This is a genomic window from Endozoicomonas sp. ALB091, from assembly GCF_049310265.1.
Classification (GTDB): domain Bacteria; phylum Pseudomonadota; class Gammaproteobacteria; order Pseudomonadales; family Endozoicomonadaceae; genus Endozoicomonas.
The window spans coordinates 454,319-466,996 of sequence record NZ_JBLYNQ010000007.1 but is presented as its reverse complement, the minus strand read 5'-3'; the positions used below and the strand labels follow the sequence as shown (position 1 = coordinate 466,996).

The 12,678-nt window shown below is 50.0% G+C and carries 13 protein-coding genes; 5 read left to right on the top strand and 8 right to left on the bottom strand.

Annotated elements, in window-relative coordinates; genetic code table 11:
* Window positions 1-247: 247 nt before the first annotated feature.
* From scpB to ACO6UX_RS14140, 6 genes are all read right to left on the bottom strand, one after another.
* Window positions 248-1,132, bottom strand: a complete 885-nt coding sequence (scpB, locus tag ACO6UX_RS14165) for an SMC-Scp complex subunit ScpB (RefSeq protein WP_422448600.1) — start codon at window positions 1,130-1,132, stop codon at window positions 248-250.
* Window positions 1,116-2,009 (bottom strand): segregation and condensation protein A, encoded by an 894-nt coding sequence (locus tag ACO6UX_RS14160; RefSeq protein WP_422448598.1) that lies wholly within the window; start codon window positions 2,007-2,009, stop codon window positions 1,116-1,118. Before ACO6UX_RS14160 ends, scpB begins: the two co-directional genes overlap by 17 nt.
* Window positions 2,010-2,295: 286 nt before the next feature.
* Window positions 2,296-3,510 carry a tryptophan--tRNA ligase gene (locus tag ACO6UX_RS14155; protein ID WP_422448596.1) on the bottom strand — a complete coding sequence of 405 codons (1,215 nt, stop codon included), beginning with the start codon at window positions 3,508-3,510 and terminating at the stop codon, window positions 2,296-2,298.
* A gap of 363 nt (window positions 3,511-3,873) precedes the next feature.
* Window positions 3,874-5,823, bottom strand: coding sequence for a MutS-related protein (locus tag ACO6UX_RS14150; protein WP_422448594.1), 1,950 nt, complete (start codon window positions 5,821-5,823; stop codon window positions 3,874-3,876).
* Window positions 5,824-6,047: 224 nt separating this feature from the next.
* The gene (locus tag ACO6UX_RS14145) at window positions 6,048-6,674 is read right to left on the bottom strand and encodes an L-threonylcarbamoyladenylate synthase (protein ID WP_269676060.1); all 627 of its coding nucleotides are present in this window, start codon (window positions 6,672-6,674) and stop codon (window positions 6,048-6,050) included.
* 551 nt (window positions 6,675-7,225) lie between these two features.
* On the bottom strand, window positions 7,226-8,116 hold the full coding sequence (locus ACO6UX_RS14140) for a PHP domain-containing protein (protein WP_422448592.1): 891 nt from the start codon (window positions 8,114-8,116) through the stop codon (window positions 7,226-7,228).
* A 301-nt stretch (window positions 8,117-8,417) separates the two neighbouring features.
* Between ACO6UX_RS14140 and ACO6UX_RS14135 the strand changes: the two genes are divergently transcribed.
* Genes ACO6UX_RS14135 through ACO6UX_RS14125 form a run of 3 tightly spaced genes read left to right on the top strand, consistent with a single transcriptional unit; the run spans window position 8,418 to window position 9,983 of the window.
* On the top strand, window positions 8,418-8,993 hold the full coding sequence (locus ACO6UX_RS14135) for a septation protein A (RefSeq protein ID WP_422448590.1): 576 nt from the start codon (window positions 8,418-8,420) through the stop codon (window positions 8,991-8,993).
* Window positions 8,994-9,293: a YciI family protein gene (locus ACO6UX_RS14130; protein ID WP_209203405.1), complete on the top strand. Its 300-nt coding sequence runs from the start codon at window positions 8,994-8,996 to the stop codon at window positions 9,291-9,293. It abuts the gene before it with no gap.
* Window positions 9,294-9,299: 6 nt separating this feature from the next.
* The gene (locus tag ACO6UX_RS14125) at window positions 9,300-9,983 is read left to right on the top strand and encodes a TIGR04211 family SH3 domain-containing protein (protein ID WP_422448588.1); all 684 of its coding nucleotides are present in this window, start codon (window positions 9,300-9,302) and stop codon (window positions 9,981-9,983) included.
* Window positions 9,984-10,032: 49 nt separating this feature from the next.
* Here ACO6UX_RS14125 and ACO6UX_RS14120 read toward each other — a convergent pair whose 3' ends face one another.
* Complete coding sequence (locus tag ACO6UX_RS14120; protein WP_163373176.1) at window positions 10,033-10,311, bottom strand: SelT/SelW/SelH family protein; 279 nt, start codon at window positions 10,309-10,311, stop codon at window positions 10,033-10,035.
* A 129-nt stretch (window positions 10,312-10,440) separates the two neighbouring features.
* Between ACO6UX_RS14120 and ACO6UX_RS14115 the strand changes: the two genes are divergently transcribed.
* Both ACO6UX_RS14115 and ACO6UX_RS14110 read left to right on the top strand, forming a co-directional pair.
* Window positions 10,441-11,079, top strand: coding sequence for an O-methyltransferase (locus ACO6UX_RS14115; protein ID WP_209203402.1), 639 nt, complete (start codon window positions 10,441-10,443; stop codon window positions 11,077-11,079).
* A gap of 71 nt (window positions 11,080-11,150) precedes the next feature.
* Window positions 11,151-11,465 (top strand): DUF4286 family protein, encoded by a 315-nt coding sequence (locus ACO6UX_RS14110; protein WP_422448585.1) that lies wholly within the window; start codon window positions 11,151-11,153, stop codon window positions 11,463-11,465.
* A gap of 61 nt (window positions 11,466-11,526) precedes the next feature.
* Here ACO6UX_RS14110 and ACO6UX_RS14105 read toward each other — a convergent pair whose 3' ends face one another.
* Complete coding sequence (locus ACO6UX_RS14105; RefSeq protein ID WP_422448583.1) at window positions 11,527-12,609, bottom strand: ankyrin repeat domain-containing protein; 1,083 nt, start codon at window positions 12,607-12,609, stop codon at window positions 11,527-11,529.
* Window positions 12,610-12,678 lie beyond the last annotated feature (69 nt).

The following is a 12,678-nucleotide window of genomic DNA, read 5'->3' as shown; positions in this document are numbered from 1 at the left end:
AAAATGGTTATGTGGTATTTAACTATTCTGAAACGCAATTTCTATTTTTTCCTATATTTGTAAACGCGTTAATGGTGAGGGCTAATGGTAGCCAGTTGTATGGCATTAGTAAGAATAGTTTGAATCACATACGCTTTTTTTTATGCTTGGATGCTTATTTTTACTGGTATTTGGGGCTGGGCAGGGGGCTCTGTTCCAGAAGACACCCTGTAAGAATACTTTCAGAGTGCCTTTGATTAATATTTGATTAATAAAAGGTTTCATCTGGCTCTTCAGACTGGGAAGAAAGTGATTCTTCAGATGACTGCTCATTAGCAGTCTGGCTTTCTGAAGAGGTGGCTAATTCATCTTCAGTTGGTTCAGCACTGTGTTGCTCTTTTTCCTCTTCCAGTTGCAGGGCCGGTATTTTCTGCTTTTTGATCAAGTCATTAAAGCCAGTGGGTAATTCGGCTTCCATGGCGTCCAGTTCATCGAACAGCTCCTGGGCCGAACGCTCTTTGATGACTTCCTGGTCTGCCAGCTCCGGCTGTTCTAACGTACCGCCTGCAGCCGCCAGTGCCTCGGCAATCTCTTCCGGGATTTCCAGAGCCTTGGCGATTTCTTCCAGGTCCCGGATTTCCGACAGCGGCGGCAGTTCATTCAGGTTCTGCAGGTTGAAGTAATCCAGGAATTGCCGGGTGGTGGCAAACATGGCGGGTCTGCCGGGCACATCCCGGTGGCCGACAACGCGAACCCACTCCCGCTCCTGCAGGGTGCGTATGATATTACTGCTGACACTGACGCCACGAATATCTTCAATTTCTCCCCGGGTAATGGGCTGGCGATAGGCGATCAGGGCCAGGGTTTCCAGCAGGGCACGGGTATAGCGCTGAGGTTTTTCGTCCCACAGGCCGCCAATCCAGGGAGCCATGCCCTGACGAACCTGGAAGCGGAAGCCGGACGCTACTTGCTTCAGTTCAAAGGCCCGGCCCTCGCAGGCGTCAGATACTTTGACCAGGGCTTCACGGATTTCATTGCCATCAGGGCGATTGTCTTCCGGAAAGAGGGCCGCCAGTTGTTCAATCGTCAGTGGACGACTGCTGGCCATGATCGCTGCTTCCAGAATCAGTGAGAGATCAGGCTTTTCGCTCATTGATATTTTCCATGTTACGGGCCTTCACATGAATTGGTCCAAAGGGTTCGCTTTGTACCAGCTCGATCAGGGATTCCTTGATCAGTTCCATAATGGCCATAAAGGTGACCACCACGCCCAGTCGGCCTTCGCTGACCCGATAGAGTGCCACAAAGGGGGTGAAGCGTTCAGGGGAGAGCATGGCAAGCACCTCGCTCATCCGCTCTCGAACGGACAGTGCTTCTTCCGCTACATGGTGGTGCTCAAACATATCAGCCCGACGCATGACTTCGCTCAGGGCGACCAGAATATCCTGAAGATCAACATCCGGATGTATCTGAACCCGCTCAAACTCAGGAGGCTGAACTTTGGCTGGCCAGTTATTCCGGCCCATTCTGGGCAGGTCATCCAGGTCTTCGGCCGCTTTCTTAAAGCGCTCATACTCCTGCAGTCGCCTGACCAGCTCAGCACGGGGGTCGTCTTCTTCCTCTTCAGCCTCTGCGGTTCGTGGCAACAGCATTCGGGATTTGATTTCCGCCAGTGTTGCGGCCATCACCAGATATTCTGCCGCCAGCTCAAACTGGGAACTTTCCATCAGCTTGACGTATTCCATGTACTGATGGGTGATCTGGGCCACCTGGATATCGAGGATATCCATGTTGTTCCGTTTGATCAGGTAGAGCAGAAGATCCAGCGGGCCTTCAAAGGCTTCCAGAAAGACTTCCAGGGCATCCGGTGGAATGTAGAGATCGTCAGGCAGCTTGGTGAATGGTTGACCCTTAACCAGCGCCAGCGATTTTTCCGCTCTTATATGAGGAGCTTCGGGTGCAACGGATTCTGCTTCCGATGGGGCTGACGTCTGTGCTGGTTGTTCGGCCACGGCTTCCGTCGTGGTCATGGGCAGTTCACCTCTTGCTGGGCCGGGGGAGCCTGTCGGACTTAAGACTGTCCTACTGCGGTTGCGATAAATTGGTCTAAAAATTCCTGCTTCTTCGTCAAATAGCCCCGCTATTCTCCTCAGAAGCAGAAATTTTTATCCTCAATTTCTCGCAATCCTCGCTACGGACGCTTAAGTCCGACAGGCTCCTGGGAGGTTAGATGGCTTATTTGCTGATCAGTTCCATCATGCCTGCCAGAGGTGGTGTCTGTCCAGAGAGGAACTATACCAATTCTCGGTCAGGCTCTTAGCGATAGTGCAGTCCCATGGCATCCCGGACTTCCTTCAGGGTGTCCTGGGCTTCATCGCGGGCTTTCTCGCACCCTTCGGTAATAATGCTCTTGACCACATCCTGGTTATTTTCCAGTTCCAGGGCTTCAATCCGTATCGGTTCCAGCTCGGCCTGGATCGCTTCTATGACCGGCTTTTTGCAGTCGAGGCAACCGATGCTGGCACTGGTACAGCCACTGTGTACCCAGTCCTGACGTTGCTGGTCAGAATAGAGCCGGTGAAATTGCCATACTGGGCATTTTATGGGATCACCCGGATCATTCCGGCGAATACGGGCCGGGTCCGTGGGCATTTTCCGGATCTTGGTGTCCACCTCGTCCGCACTTTCTCTGAGACTGATGGTGTTGTTGTAGGACTTGGACATTTTCTGTCCATCCAGCCCCGGCGTTCTGGCTTGCGGTGTCAGCAATGCCTGAGGCTCTGGCAGAATAACCTTGCCGGTGCCTTCCAGATAACCGAAGAGGCGTTCCTGGTCACCCAGGGTAATATTGTTCTGTTCTTTCAGCAGGGCCCTGGCTGTTTCCAGGGCTTGTTCATCGCCTTTTTCCAGATAGGTTTTGCGAAGCTTCCGGTATATTTCACCCTGCTTTCTGCCCATTTTCCGGATGGCCATTTCGGCATTTTGTTCAAAACCGGGTTCACGGCCATAGAGATGGTTAAAACGGCGGGCAATTTCCCGGGTAATCTCCACATGGGCTTCCTGATCCGCACCCACAGGCACGCTGCCTGCCCGATAGGCCAGAATGTCAGCACTTTGCAGGAGGGGATACCCCAGAAAGCCATAGGTAGAAAGGTCTTTCTCTCTGAGTTTTTCCTGCTGGTCTTTGTACGTTGGAACCCGTTCCAGCCATGACAGCGGTGTCATCATGGAAAGCAGCAGGTGAAGTTCGGCATGCTCCGGTACCCGGGACTGAATAAAAATGGTGGAAGAGCCAGGGTTCACACCAACGGCGAGCCAGTCAGTGACCATATCCAGCATGTGTTGCTGAAGGTGCTGGGTATCTTCATAGTGAGTGGTCAATGCATGCCAGTCTGCCACAAAGAAAAAACAGTCGTATTCGTGTTGCAGTGCCAGCCAGTTTTTTAAAACACCGTGATAATGGCCAAGATGCAATCGGCCAGTGGGTCGCATGCCAGATAAAACACGCGACTGAGGGTCTACAGCGCTCAAAGGGCTCTCCCAAATTAGTCCTGAGAGGACAGGGTACGACAGTTTTAATCCAGGGGAAAGAGGGGCGAGACAGTATTCCCTGCCGCGCATTACCGGCTTTAGTGGCCGATAATAGGATGGGTCTTGTGGTCAGTATCAAAAGACTGGATGTTCCCCTGAACAAGGCATTGATAAAGCGTTTTTCCCGGTCTCATAGTACATGGTTTCAGTGAGTTTGACGGGTTGTTGAGCCTCCGCACTCCGTTCGTCCTGAGCCTGTCGAAGGTCGGAAACTCCGGACTCTGATAGATCGTGCCAAGCACCCTTCGACTCCGCTCAGGGTGAACGGAGATTGTACACGTCAAACTCTTTGAAACCAGGCTCCTAGTGTCTGCGGTTTTGAAGAGGGTATCGTTCCGGATATTTGATGATGTCCGTGGCGATATCAAGAAATTCTGATTGAATGCCCTCATCTTCAAGAATCTTGATGGCAATATGCTGTTCAGAAAAACCGGATTTTAAAAGGTAGTCATAGACCAGTCTGCCGTCACTGGTGATGTCGGCGTGAACATGCATGTTCTGGAATATTCCGGGGTATTCATCAGCCAGCAGTGTGGGTCTGGGGTAGTGGGTTGTGCAGATATTAATGCAGTTCCGGTTGTTGGAAATGATTTTCAGGTAGCCATAAGTGCCAGCCTCACCTTCTATCGGATTGGTGCTGCTGAAAATCTCATCCATCAGTGTCAGGCTGAACTGGTACTCTACCATGTTTTCAATATGGTCCATCAGTTCAATAGCTCTTACCGATTCTGCCTTGAAGGTTGACAGCCCTGCTGCCACCTCTGAGCTGATATCCATGTGAGTATGGATCAGGGAAAACGGGGTTATTTCAATATCGTGCGCTGGTGCAATTCCAAAGGTCTGTGCCAGCAGGACGGCAATGGCAATGCCTTCCATATTGGTCGATTTTCCGGCGGCATTAGGGCCTGTAATGATGGTGTTCAACGGTAATTGCGCGCCTATTTCAATACTGTTTGGCACGGCGACTGCTGGTGATAAATGTGGATTCCAGAATCGGTCAAGTCTCAGGTAGGGTGAAGCGTGTTCCGGAATGTATTTTGCAAAGGCAATTGGGTTGCTTTCTCTTTGCTGACCCTGGCTTACCAGTCTGGCAATGGTCAGCCAGGCATCCACTTCACCCACGGCCTTGAGGATGTATAACAGAGAACTTTTGTGCTTCTGCATCAGTTCTAATGCCATGTGGTAGCACCCCATGTGAGAGGTGTAGTAGTGCCAGTTAGAACGGACAGGGCTTTCAGGGGGCTCTTTCAATAGCGCGAGCATTTCCCGGAACTCTTTCGAGTAATCCAGCCTTGCAAGCTCCGGGTAGGATAACAGCACTTCATGAAACGGTGGATGGTTCTCAAGGGTCATCCAGAGTTTTCTGGCTTCAAATAAGGCAAGGCCCGGGCGTCTGCTGCGTTCCATTACGTAGGTGTAATATTTCCTCTCTCTTTTGGCACTTCGTTGTGTCAGATAAAGTGTCAGGCCATAAAGTGTCAAGCCGCTGACCAGATGCAATGGATGTGAAGAATTGTAATAAAGGTAGGTTGGCATAAACCCGAGGCTCAGCAAATTCAGGCTTTCAATAAAACGACGGGAGGCTTCTTTTTCATTGCTGGTTTTCGGGTTCATACCAAACTGAGTGGTAGCATCCAGGCTCTGGAAAAGTCCTTTATAGACAGTATCGGAGGGGTCAAGCAGAGATATGATGCCATCCTCATTGGCGGAGAACCGTTGTAAATGATTCTCCAGCCTGGCCATGATTATTGGATTATCGATCAGGTATTGAATGGTGGATTGTCTTTTTTTCAGTACGTTGATATCGGTTGTCGGAGTAATCAGCATATTGGCTAACATGATTTCTCCGGATATGGTAATCGTGGTTCCAAGGCTTTTCAGAATGCTGTGGTCGGGTGACTGCGTTGGTCCATTTAATAAATCCAGGTCTTTAACGGCGTAATGTGTCAGAATTTTGTTCGTGGAACTGGCCTGGTCGATGGTTTGTTGGGTGAGTGATTTTAATACGATTTTTCTTTTTTCTCCGGGTGTAAGAATAATATCAGGAAGTTCACCTTTAACTTCTTTTGATTCAATTTTTTCATTAGTGTCCGGGTAGGCTTGAGAAAAGTGTTGTTGTGATGTTTGATAGGTGTTTTTTATACCAAGTTCAGCCTGAATATCTAAAGGGTGTATAAGAAATCCAAAGATTATTATGAATAATTTATTTTGGTATCTTTTGGTTTCCGGTTTTTTGATTGCTGATATTGGCATGGTTTGATAAATGCTTTGTTGATTGATTTCGACTATTCACATATTCACTAATTGATTCTTGATTGTTGGATGCAGTATGGGATTCAGGCTTTTGAATTAGACTATTTATCCTAGACGACTTTTCTGAATAGTAGAAAAATAGATTTGCTGTTAATTCCACATCATGGCATGTCATGGATAGTTGTGTGAACTAACAGCTGATACTTGCTTTACCGCAAGAAAAACTAATCAATCATAAAAGGCTCAGGATTACCTTTGCCAACCCTGAGAAGTTCCGGGACATCTTCCATCAGGCTGACCACTGTCGTCGGCTCCATGCCACAGAACCCGCCATCAATAATCAGGTCCAGCTGGGGTTCCAGCGTCATGCGGATATCGTAAGGATCCATCATGGGGAACTCGTCACCAGGCAAGTGGAGCGTTGAACTCATAATGGGGCAGCCCAGCTCGCTGAGCAATGACTGCACAATGGCACCTTCAGGCACACGTATGCCGATGGTCTTCCTCTTCGGGTGCATCAACCGTCGAGGCACTTCCCTGGACCCTTTCAGAATAAAGGTATAGGGGCCCGGTGTGTGATTTTTCAACATTCGATATTGCGTATTATTCACCTGGGCATAGGTCGCAAGTTCGGAGAGGTCTCTGCAGACCAGGGTAAAATTATGCTTTTCATCCAGCCTGCGAATTTTCCGGATGCGCTCAACCGCCTTTTTATCGCCAATGTGACAACCCAGGGCATAGGCTGAGTCGGTAGGGTAGGCGATCACACCACCATCGCGAATAATATCGACAGCCTGACGGATCAGGCGCAGTTGCGGGTTGTCGGGGTGAATCTGAAAGAACTGGCTCATGGTAATCGTCAGCATCAGGGTTATTCACTCTACCTATGGCCCGGGGTGTGGGTGGTGACAAGCAAACAAGTTTGTCGGCCATAACTCAGAGTGATGAAGGGGTAGTACATGGTTTCAATGAGTTTGACGTGTACGATCTCCGTTCACCCTGAGCGCCCTTCGACCCCGCTCAGGATGCACGGACGAAGGGTGCTTGGCACGATCTATCAGAGTCCGGAGTTTCCGCCTTTAGGCCCTATGGGTCCTTCGACAGGCTCAGGACGAACGGAGTGCGGAGGCACGACAACCCGTCAAACTCATTGAAACCATGTAGTAGAGCCTTCAGCAAGAAAAGGGTCTTTAGCTAAAAAAATAGCCTTCAGCCGAAAGAGTGATGCTTCAGCGAAAGAGCACGGTGGTGATTGCGCAAAAGCGGTGGCGCATCATAACACTGAGGTCAGCAGGAAAGAAGAGCTGGCCAGTGGGGCTCACATTTCTGTTTGTGATTACTCACGGGTGTTACCCAGACAACACGGTAATGATTTCACCTTCTTCCCCGGCCACAGCAGGTGCTATGTCCAGATATCCCAAACCGGTTTCAGGTTGGCAGGGAGAGAGGGAGGCAGTCGACCAATATCAACCCACGGGTAGTCCGGGTTATGAAAATCGCTGCCCTGTGATGCCATCAGGTTAAACTCCCGGCAATAGCGTGCCATTTGCTCTACCTGACTGTGTGGGTGGTTAGAGCCTTGAACCTCCATGGCGTGCCCGCCTGCCAGGGTAAAGTCTTTGATCAGAGCCCGGAGTCTGGTGGCGGTCATCCGGTATTTTCCGGGGTGGGCAAGAACGGCCGTTCCTCCCAGTGCCCGGATCCAGGCAACGCCCTGACTCATCTTTGGCCAGAAGGCTTTAAGGTTGCCAATTTTGCTGTTATCGAGGTACTTGCGAAACGCAGCATCCATATCATGGCATCGTGCTTCACTGATCAGCCAGCGGGCAAAGTGTGGCCGCCCAATCTGCACGTCGTCCGGTTTCAGCATAAAGCCATGATGGCTGTTTTGCTGTTGTTCAACCGCAACCTCAAGGACTTTGCGGAAAATCTGATCGGCATTCCATTCTGGCAAACGGCGGGCCAGCCGTTCGGCAATATGATGTGAGCGTTTTCTGCGGGACTCGCCCTGGGCTTTTATGACCAGCTCCAGGTCCTGGTGATCAAGGGAGAAATTCAAACCGACAATATGAATTTCAGCACCCGACCAGGTAGTGGAGAGCTCAATGCCGGTGATTAATCGAATATCCCCCTCAGGCTGGTGGTCTCTGAGGAAGTAATGGGCAGCAACGGTGTCATGATCGGTAATGGCCAGGGTATGGACCTGTCGTTCCTGAGCCCGGAGGTAGAGTTCAACTGGGTCAAGAGTTCCATCAGAAGCGGTGGTGTGGCTGTGTAAATCAATGGAAATCAAAATTGCCTCTTACCCTGAAATTCAATTAGTTTATTATGTAGTTTGACTGTTATTGCCAGCAGGCTCAAACTCCCTGACCGTTATTTACTAACGGGGTGACTAGGAGGCTGTCCGAGAATAGACTGCCCTACTGTGGCGGCAGCAAATTGGTCTAAAAATCCGCTTTTGTTCGGCAAATAGCCCCGCTATTCACCTCACAAAACCGAATTTTTATCCTCAATTTTCTGCCGTCCTCGCTACGGGCGCTATTCTCGGACAGCCTCCTGATTGGTGCCTCCTATTCTACTCTGATTGGCCAAATATGAAGCAAATAATTGACTTTATTCCTCTGATTCTTTTCTTTGTCGTCTATAAAATGGACCCGAGAACGGTCAGTCTGGGGGCAAATGACTTTGAACTGGGTGGACCGTTCAGCGCAACTCTGGTGCTGATGGTTGCTTCCGTTCTGGTGTACGGCAGCCTGTATCTGAAAAACCGTGCGCTGGAAAAAAGCCATGTGGTTACGCTCGCGGCGGTTATGCTGTTTGGGGGCATGACACTGACGTTTCACGATGAAGCTTTTTTGAAGTGGAAAACCCCAATCGTCAACTGGATCTTTGCGGTTGCTTTTCTGGGCAGTCAGTTTATTGGTGAAAAGACCCTGCTGGAGCGGATGATGGGACACGCCCTGACACTGCCGGACAATATCTGGCTCAAGATGAACATCAGCTGGGTGGTATTTTTTATTCTTCTGGGGGCGGCCAACCTTTTTGTGGCGTTTACCTTCCACGATATCTGGGTGGACTTCAAAGTGTTTGGCAGCCTTATTTTGACATTCCTGTTTGTGATTGGTCAGTTTCTGGTGATTTCAAAACATATTCAGACTGAGGAGAAATAAATGCTCTACGCTATTTTCAGTGAAGATGTCGATAATAGCCTGCCCTTGCGAATGAAGGCGCGCCCCGCACACCTTGAGCGGCTTCAGCAATTAAAGGATAAAGGGCAGCTGGTGCTGGCCGGTCCCTGTCCTGCCATAGACAGCAATGATCCGGGAGAGGCTGGTTTTACCGGGAGTCTGGTGGTTGCCGAATTTGCCAGCTTAACCGAAGCCCAGGCCTGGGCAGATGCAGATCCCTATATTGAGGCTGGCGTTTATCGACAGGTTATCGTTAAGCCATTTAAAAAAGTTCTGCCGTGATTTGAGATGCTGATACCTGTGAAAATGCAAAAACATTGGCTGGCTGTTCTGTTCGGGTTGTTATGGATCGGGCAGGTCTGTGCAGAGACACGATATATCACTGATATTACCTATGTGCCCATGCGCAGCGGACCCGGTAATGAATACCGGATTCTGCACCGTGGACTGAAGACCGGCACTTCGCTGGTACTGCTGGAAGAAAATTCCGGCAAGGGCTTCAGTAAAGTGAAATACGGTGATCAGGAAGGTTATGTACCGACACAATACCTGATGACCAACCCACCGGCTTTTCGCCAGTTACCTGCGGCCCTGGATCGGGCCAGAAAAATGGCGGCGGACAATAAAGCGCTGGAAAAACGCCTGATTGAACGGGATGGTCAGCTGCAAGAGGTAACCTCCGAACTCAACAAGGCGGATAATAAACTGGATCGCCAGCAGGTGGAGCTGAAACGACTTCAGGATATTTCTGCTGAGCCCCTGGCGATAGATCGTCGTAACCAGCAGCTGGTTGAGGAAAACGAACGGCTGAAGAACCAGTTGCAGGTGCTGCAGGCGGAAAACCGTCAGCTGCTCAGAGACACCAGCCTGCGCTGGTATCTCTTTGGTGGTGGTACAATACTGCTGGGTATTCTGCTTGGTTTGTTCCTGCCGATGTTGAAAATCCGCAAGAAAGAGAGCGCCTGGGTTTAGGGTTTATCTTAGAGTTTCCAGAGGTGAGGTTAGATGAATCTGACCTCCCTCAACGGTCGTTGTGGCCAAGATCTCTTTCAGGGGCAATCACGTCCCTGACTTTCTGTTTGATTTCCTTGGGTTGAGGAAATCCACCGTTCTTTTTCCGTTCCCAGATCTCTTCGCCATTGAGCCTGATGATGAAGATGCCCCCTGTTCCCGGCTTTAGCCGAACTTCCCCTATATCAGTACTAAAGGTACTTAGCAGCTCCTGTGCCAGCCAGGCAGAACGCAACAGCCATTGGCATTGACTGCAGTACTCTATCTCAATAACGGGCTTTTCTGTCATGGCTCCCTCGCTTAAAATTCGCCGCTGTTTTTTTCAACGCTTGATAAATTGTGGCCTCATCTTCATGGAGAGTGCCCTTTTTATCAAGGTTCTTTTATTAAGGTTCTTTTATCAAGAAAGGTACAGTGCATGGATTGGATGGTTGATCCAGCAATAGAAAACTATTGCCAGACGATGACGTCCGGTGAGTCTCCGCTTCTGGCCGAGCTGGCTCAGGCCACGGTGGACAGAACCCGTTACCCCGTTAACCTCTCCGGTCGGCTGGTAGGGCAGACCCTGAAAATGCTGGTTAAGATCAGCCGCAGTAAAACCGTGCTGGAAATTGGTATGTTTACCGGCTACGCAGCGCTATCCATGGCAGAAGGTTTGCCCGATGATGGCGTGGTGTATGCCTGTGAAACCAACCCACGGTCCATTGCCATTGGTCAGGAGTTTTTTGACCGGTCTCCCCATGGTCATAAAGTCAAAGTGCTCTTTGGCAGGGCGCTGGATACGATCCCGGAATTAACAGCGGAAAAACTGGACCTGGTGTTTCTTGATGCAGACAAGAAGAAGTACCGCGATTATCTGGAGCTGGTACTGCCCATGCTGAACCCTCACGGGCTTGTGGTGATTGATGATGCCCTCTGGAAAGGGAAGGTGCTTGACCCTCAGGAGGAGCGTGATCAGGTGATTGCCGATCTGAATCGTTACATTTATCAGCACCCAAACCTTGAGAGTGTGCTGCTGCCCATCCGGCATGGTTTAAATATTGTGCGAAAAGTCTGACCTTCTGCCTTTCTGCCATTTATCCACTATTATCCATTACTCGCAAATGAGTATTTAAGAAGGGGGCGTTCATGATTATCTATGAAGTCAATTGTCTGGTGGATAATGAAATTGTGGATGAGTTCAGGGCCTGGCTAAAGCCACATGTTGATGCTGTGCTGAAGGCCGAAGGGTTTCACAGTGCGGAGATACTGAAGCTGACGGTAGATGATCAGCTGACAGCACGACCTTATTCAACCGGTTTTTCCATTCGCTATCGAGTGTCCGGGCAGGGTGCGCTGGATCACTACCTGGCACATCTTGCTCCTGCACTTCGCCAGGAGGGCATTGACACGTTTGGTCATCAGTTCACAGCATATCGTCGTGTATTAAAGGAAGACGACTGATCGTCAAACCCGGGGCCGGGCAGAGAAAATCAGGTTAGTTATTTCTGGACCGTTTTTTGGATTAGTGGCTCATAGGCTGCTCAGAAATCAGAGCAGATGTCCCGGGGGTTGACCAGCTGGAATTCCAGGAGGATTGAGCCTGCAATTGTTCAGCCTCGAGAATATTCTCCATATAAAACTTTTGCCATGGACCATCAGGATAGCCGCAATCCTTAAAGTATTTCCGCGTCAGGCTATCATTGCTATCCAATTGCTTCTTATAGTCTGACAATGCCAGGAGCGAATCAATTTTTCGCCGCTTTGCGTAAACTGCCATCATGGAATTGTCAGCTTCATTCAAGGCAATTCTGCGCCTTTCAAGCAATAAATCCTTAATCAGGTCAACCGGAGTCTTCCCGCTCTCATCCGGCTGATGCAGTGTTGATCGTCCAGTACCCGCAAGCTGCTCTTTCAGCAGAAACTCAAAGACCTCCGGATCTGGCTGCTGTGCAGCGTGATGCAGCAGATTGCTTTGATTGTTTGTGCGGTGCATCAGAAAGCGTTGGGAGTAAAGTTGGCGAAATTCATGACAGAGATAATCACAAAGCTCGGATACTACATTAAGGTTGCTCCTGGCCGCAGCCAGGCTTAATGTACTAATGCCGGTGTTATTCACCGTATCGGCAATTTTTCCGGCGCTGAGAAGTGCGTTAATGAGTCTTATAGCCCCGGCATTCCAGCCATTAGACAGGGCAAAATGCAATGGAGGGTCACCGTTCATGACTGGCATTTTCTTATCACCCGCAGTAACGGCCAGTTCATTCACATCAATGACAGCGGTGCATTGATCAATCATGTTCCACCATTGAGGGGCTTCAAGCGCGGCTTCCAGCAGCTCGTTATTCTTCGCCAGGCAGGCAATATGAAACGGGTTAAGCTGATGGGGCAGGTTCCAGCTATCCACCAGGGAACCATCGGGAGCAAGCAACTCGGCCGCAACGGACCTGGCGTTGCCAACGAACTCGTCTATCTCTGCCGAATTCAGAAACCTGCTCGCCGCCTCAGTGAATTCAGGTACCGCCGGGACCTTATCATGAGGTTCATGAACGGGATCCGGGTTGACAGTCTCACGGGGCAGATGAAAGACACCTCTAACACGATTCATATCAGGCTCCAGGGTTAAATTCTTCTGGTTTGGCTTCTTAACAGAGTTGTCACGTCAGACGCTGGTCGA

What these genes read in the sequence shown, in the direction of transcription:
- ACO6UX_RS14145 (WP_269676060.1), bottom strand. Translation starts at nt 6,674, where the DNA reads ATGAGCCAGTTCTTTCAGATTCACCCCGACAACCCGCAACTGCGCCTG.
- ACO6UX_RS14125 (WP_422448588.1), top strand. Translation starts at nt 9,300, where the DNA reads ATGCTGATACCTGTGAAAATGCAAAAACATTGGCTGGCTGTTCTGTTC.
- ACO6UX_RS14110 (WP_422448585.1), top strand. Translation starts at nt 11,151, where the DNA reads ATGATTATCTATGAAGTCAATTGTCTGGTGGATAATGAAATTGTGGAT.
- ACO6UX_RS14135 (WP_422448590.1), top strand. Translation starts at nt 8,418, where the DNA reads ATGAAGCAAATAATTGACTTTATTCCTCTGATTCTTTTCTTTGTCGTC.
- ACO6UX_RS14105 (WP_422448583.1), bottom strand. Translation starts at nt 12,609, where the DNA reads ATGAATCGTGTTAGAGGTGTCTTTCATCTGCCCCGTGAGACTGTCAAC.
- ACO6UX_RS14150 (WP_422448594.1), bottom strand. Translation starts at nt 5,823, where the DNA reads ATGCCAATATCAGCAATCAAAAAACCGGAAACCAAAAGATACCAAAAT.
- scpB (WP_422448600.1), bottom strand. Translation starts at nt 1,132, where the DNA reads ATGAGCGAAAAGCCTGATCTCTCACTGATTCTGGAAGCAGCGATCATG.
- ACO6UX_RS14115 (WP_209203402.1), top strand. Translation starts at nt 10,441, where the DNA reads ATGGATTGGATGGTTGATCCAGCAATAGAAAACTATTGCCAGACGATG.
- ACO6UX_RS14130 (WP_209203405.1), top strand. Translation starts at nt 8,994, where the DNA reads ATGCTCTACGCTATTTTCAGTGAAGATGTCGATAATAGCCTGCCCTTG.
- ACO6UX_RS14160 (WP_422448598.1), bottom strand. Translation starts at nt 2,009, where the DNA reads ATGACCACGACGGAAGCCGTGGCCGAACAACCAGCACAGACGTCAGCC.
- ACO6UX_RS14120 (WP_163373176.1), bottom strand. Translation starts at nt 10,311, where the DNA reads ATGACAGAAAAGCCCGTTATTGAGATAGAGTACTGCAGTCAATGCCAA.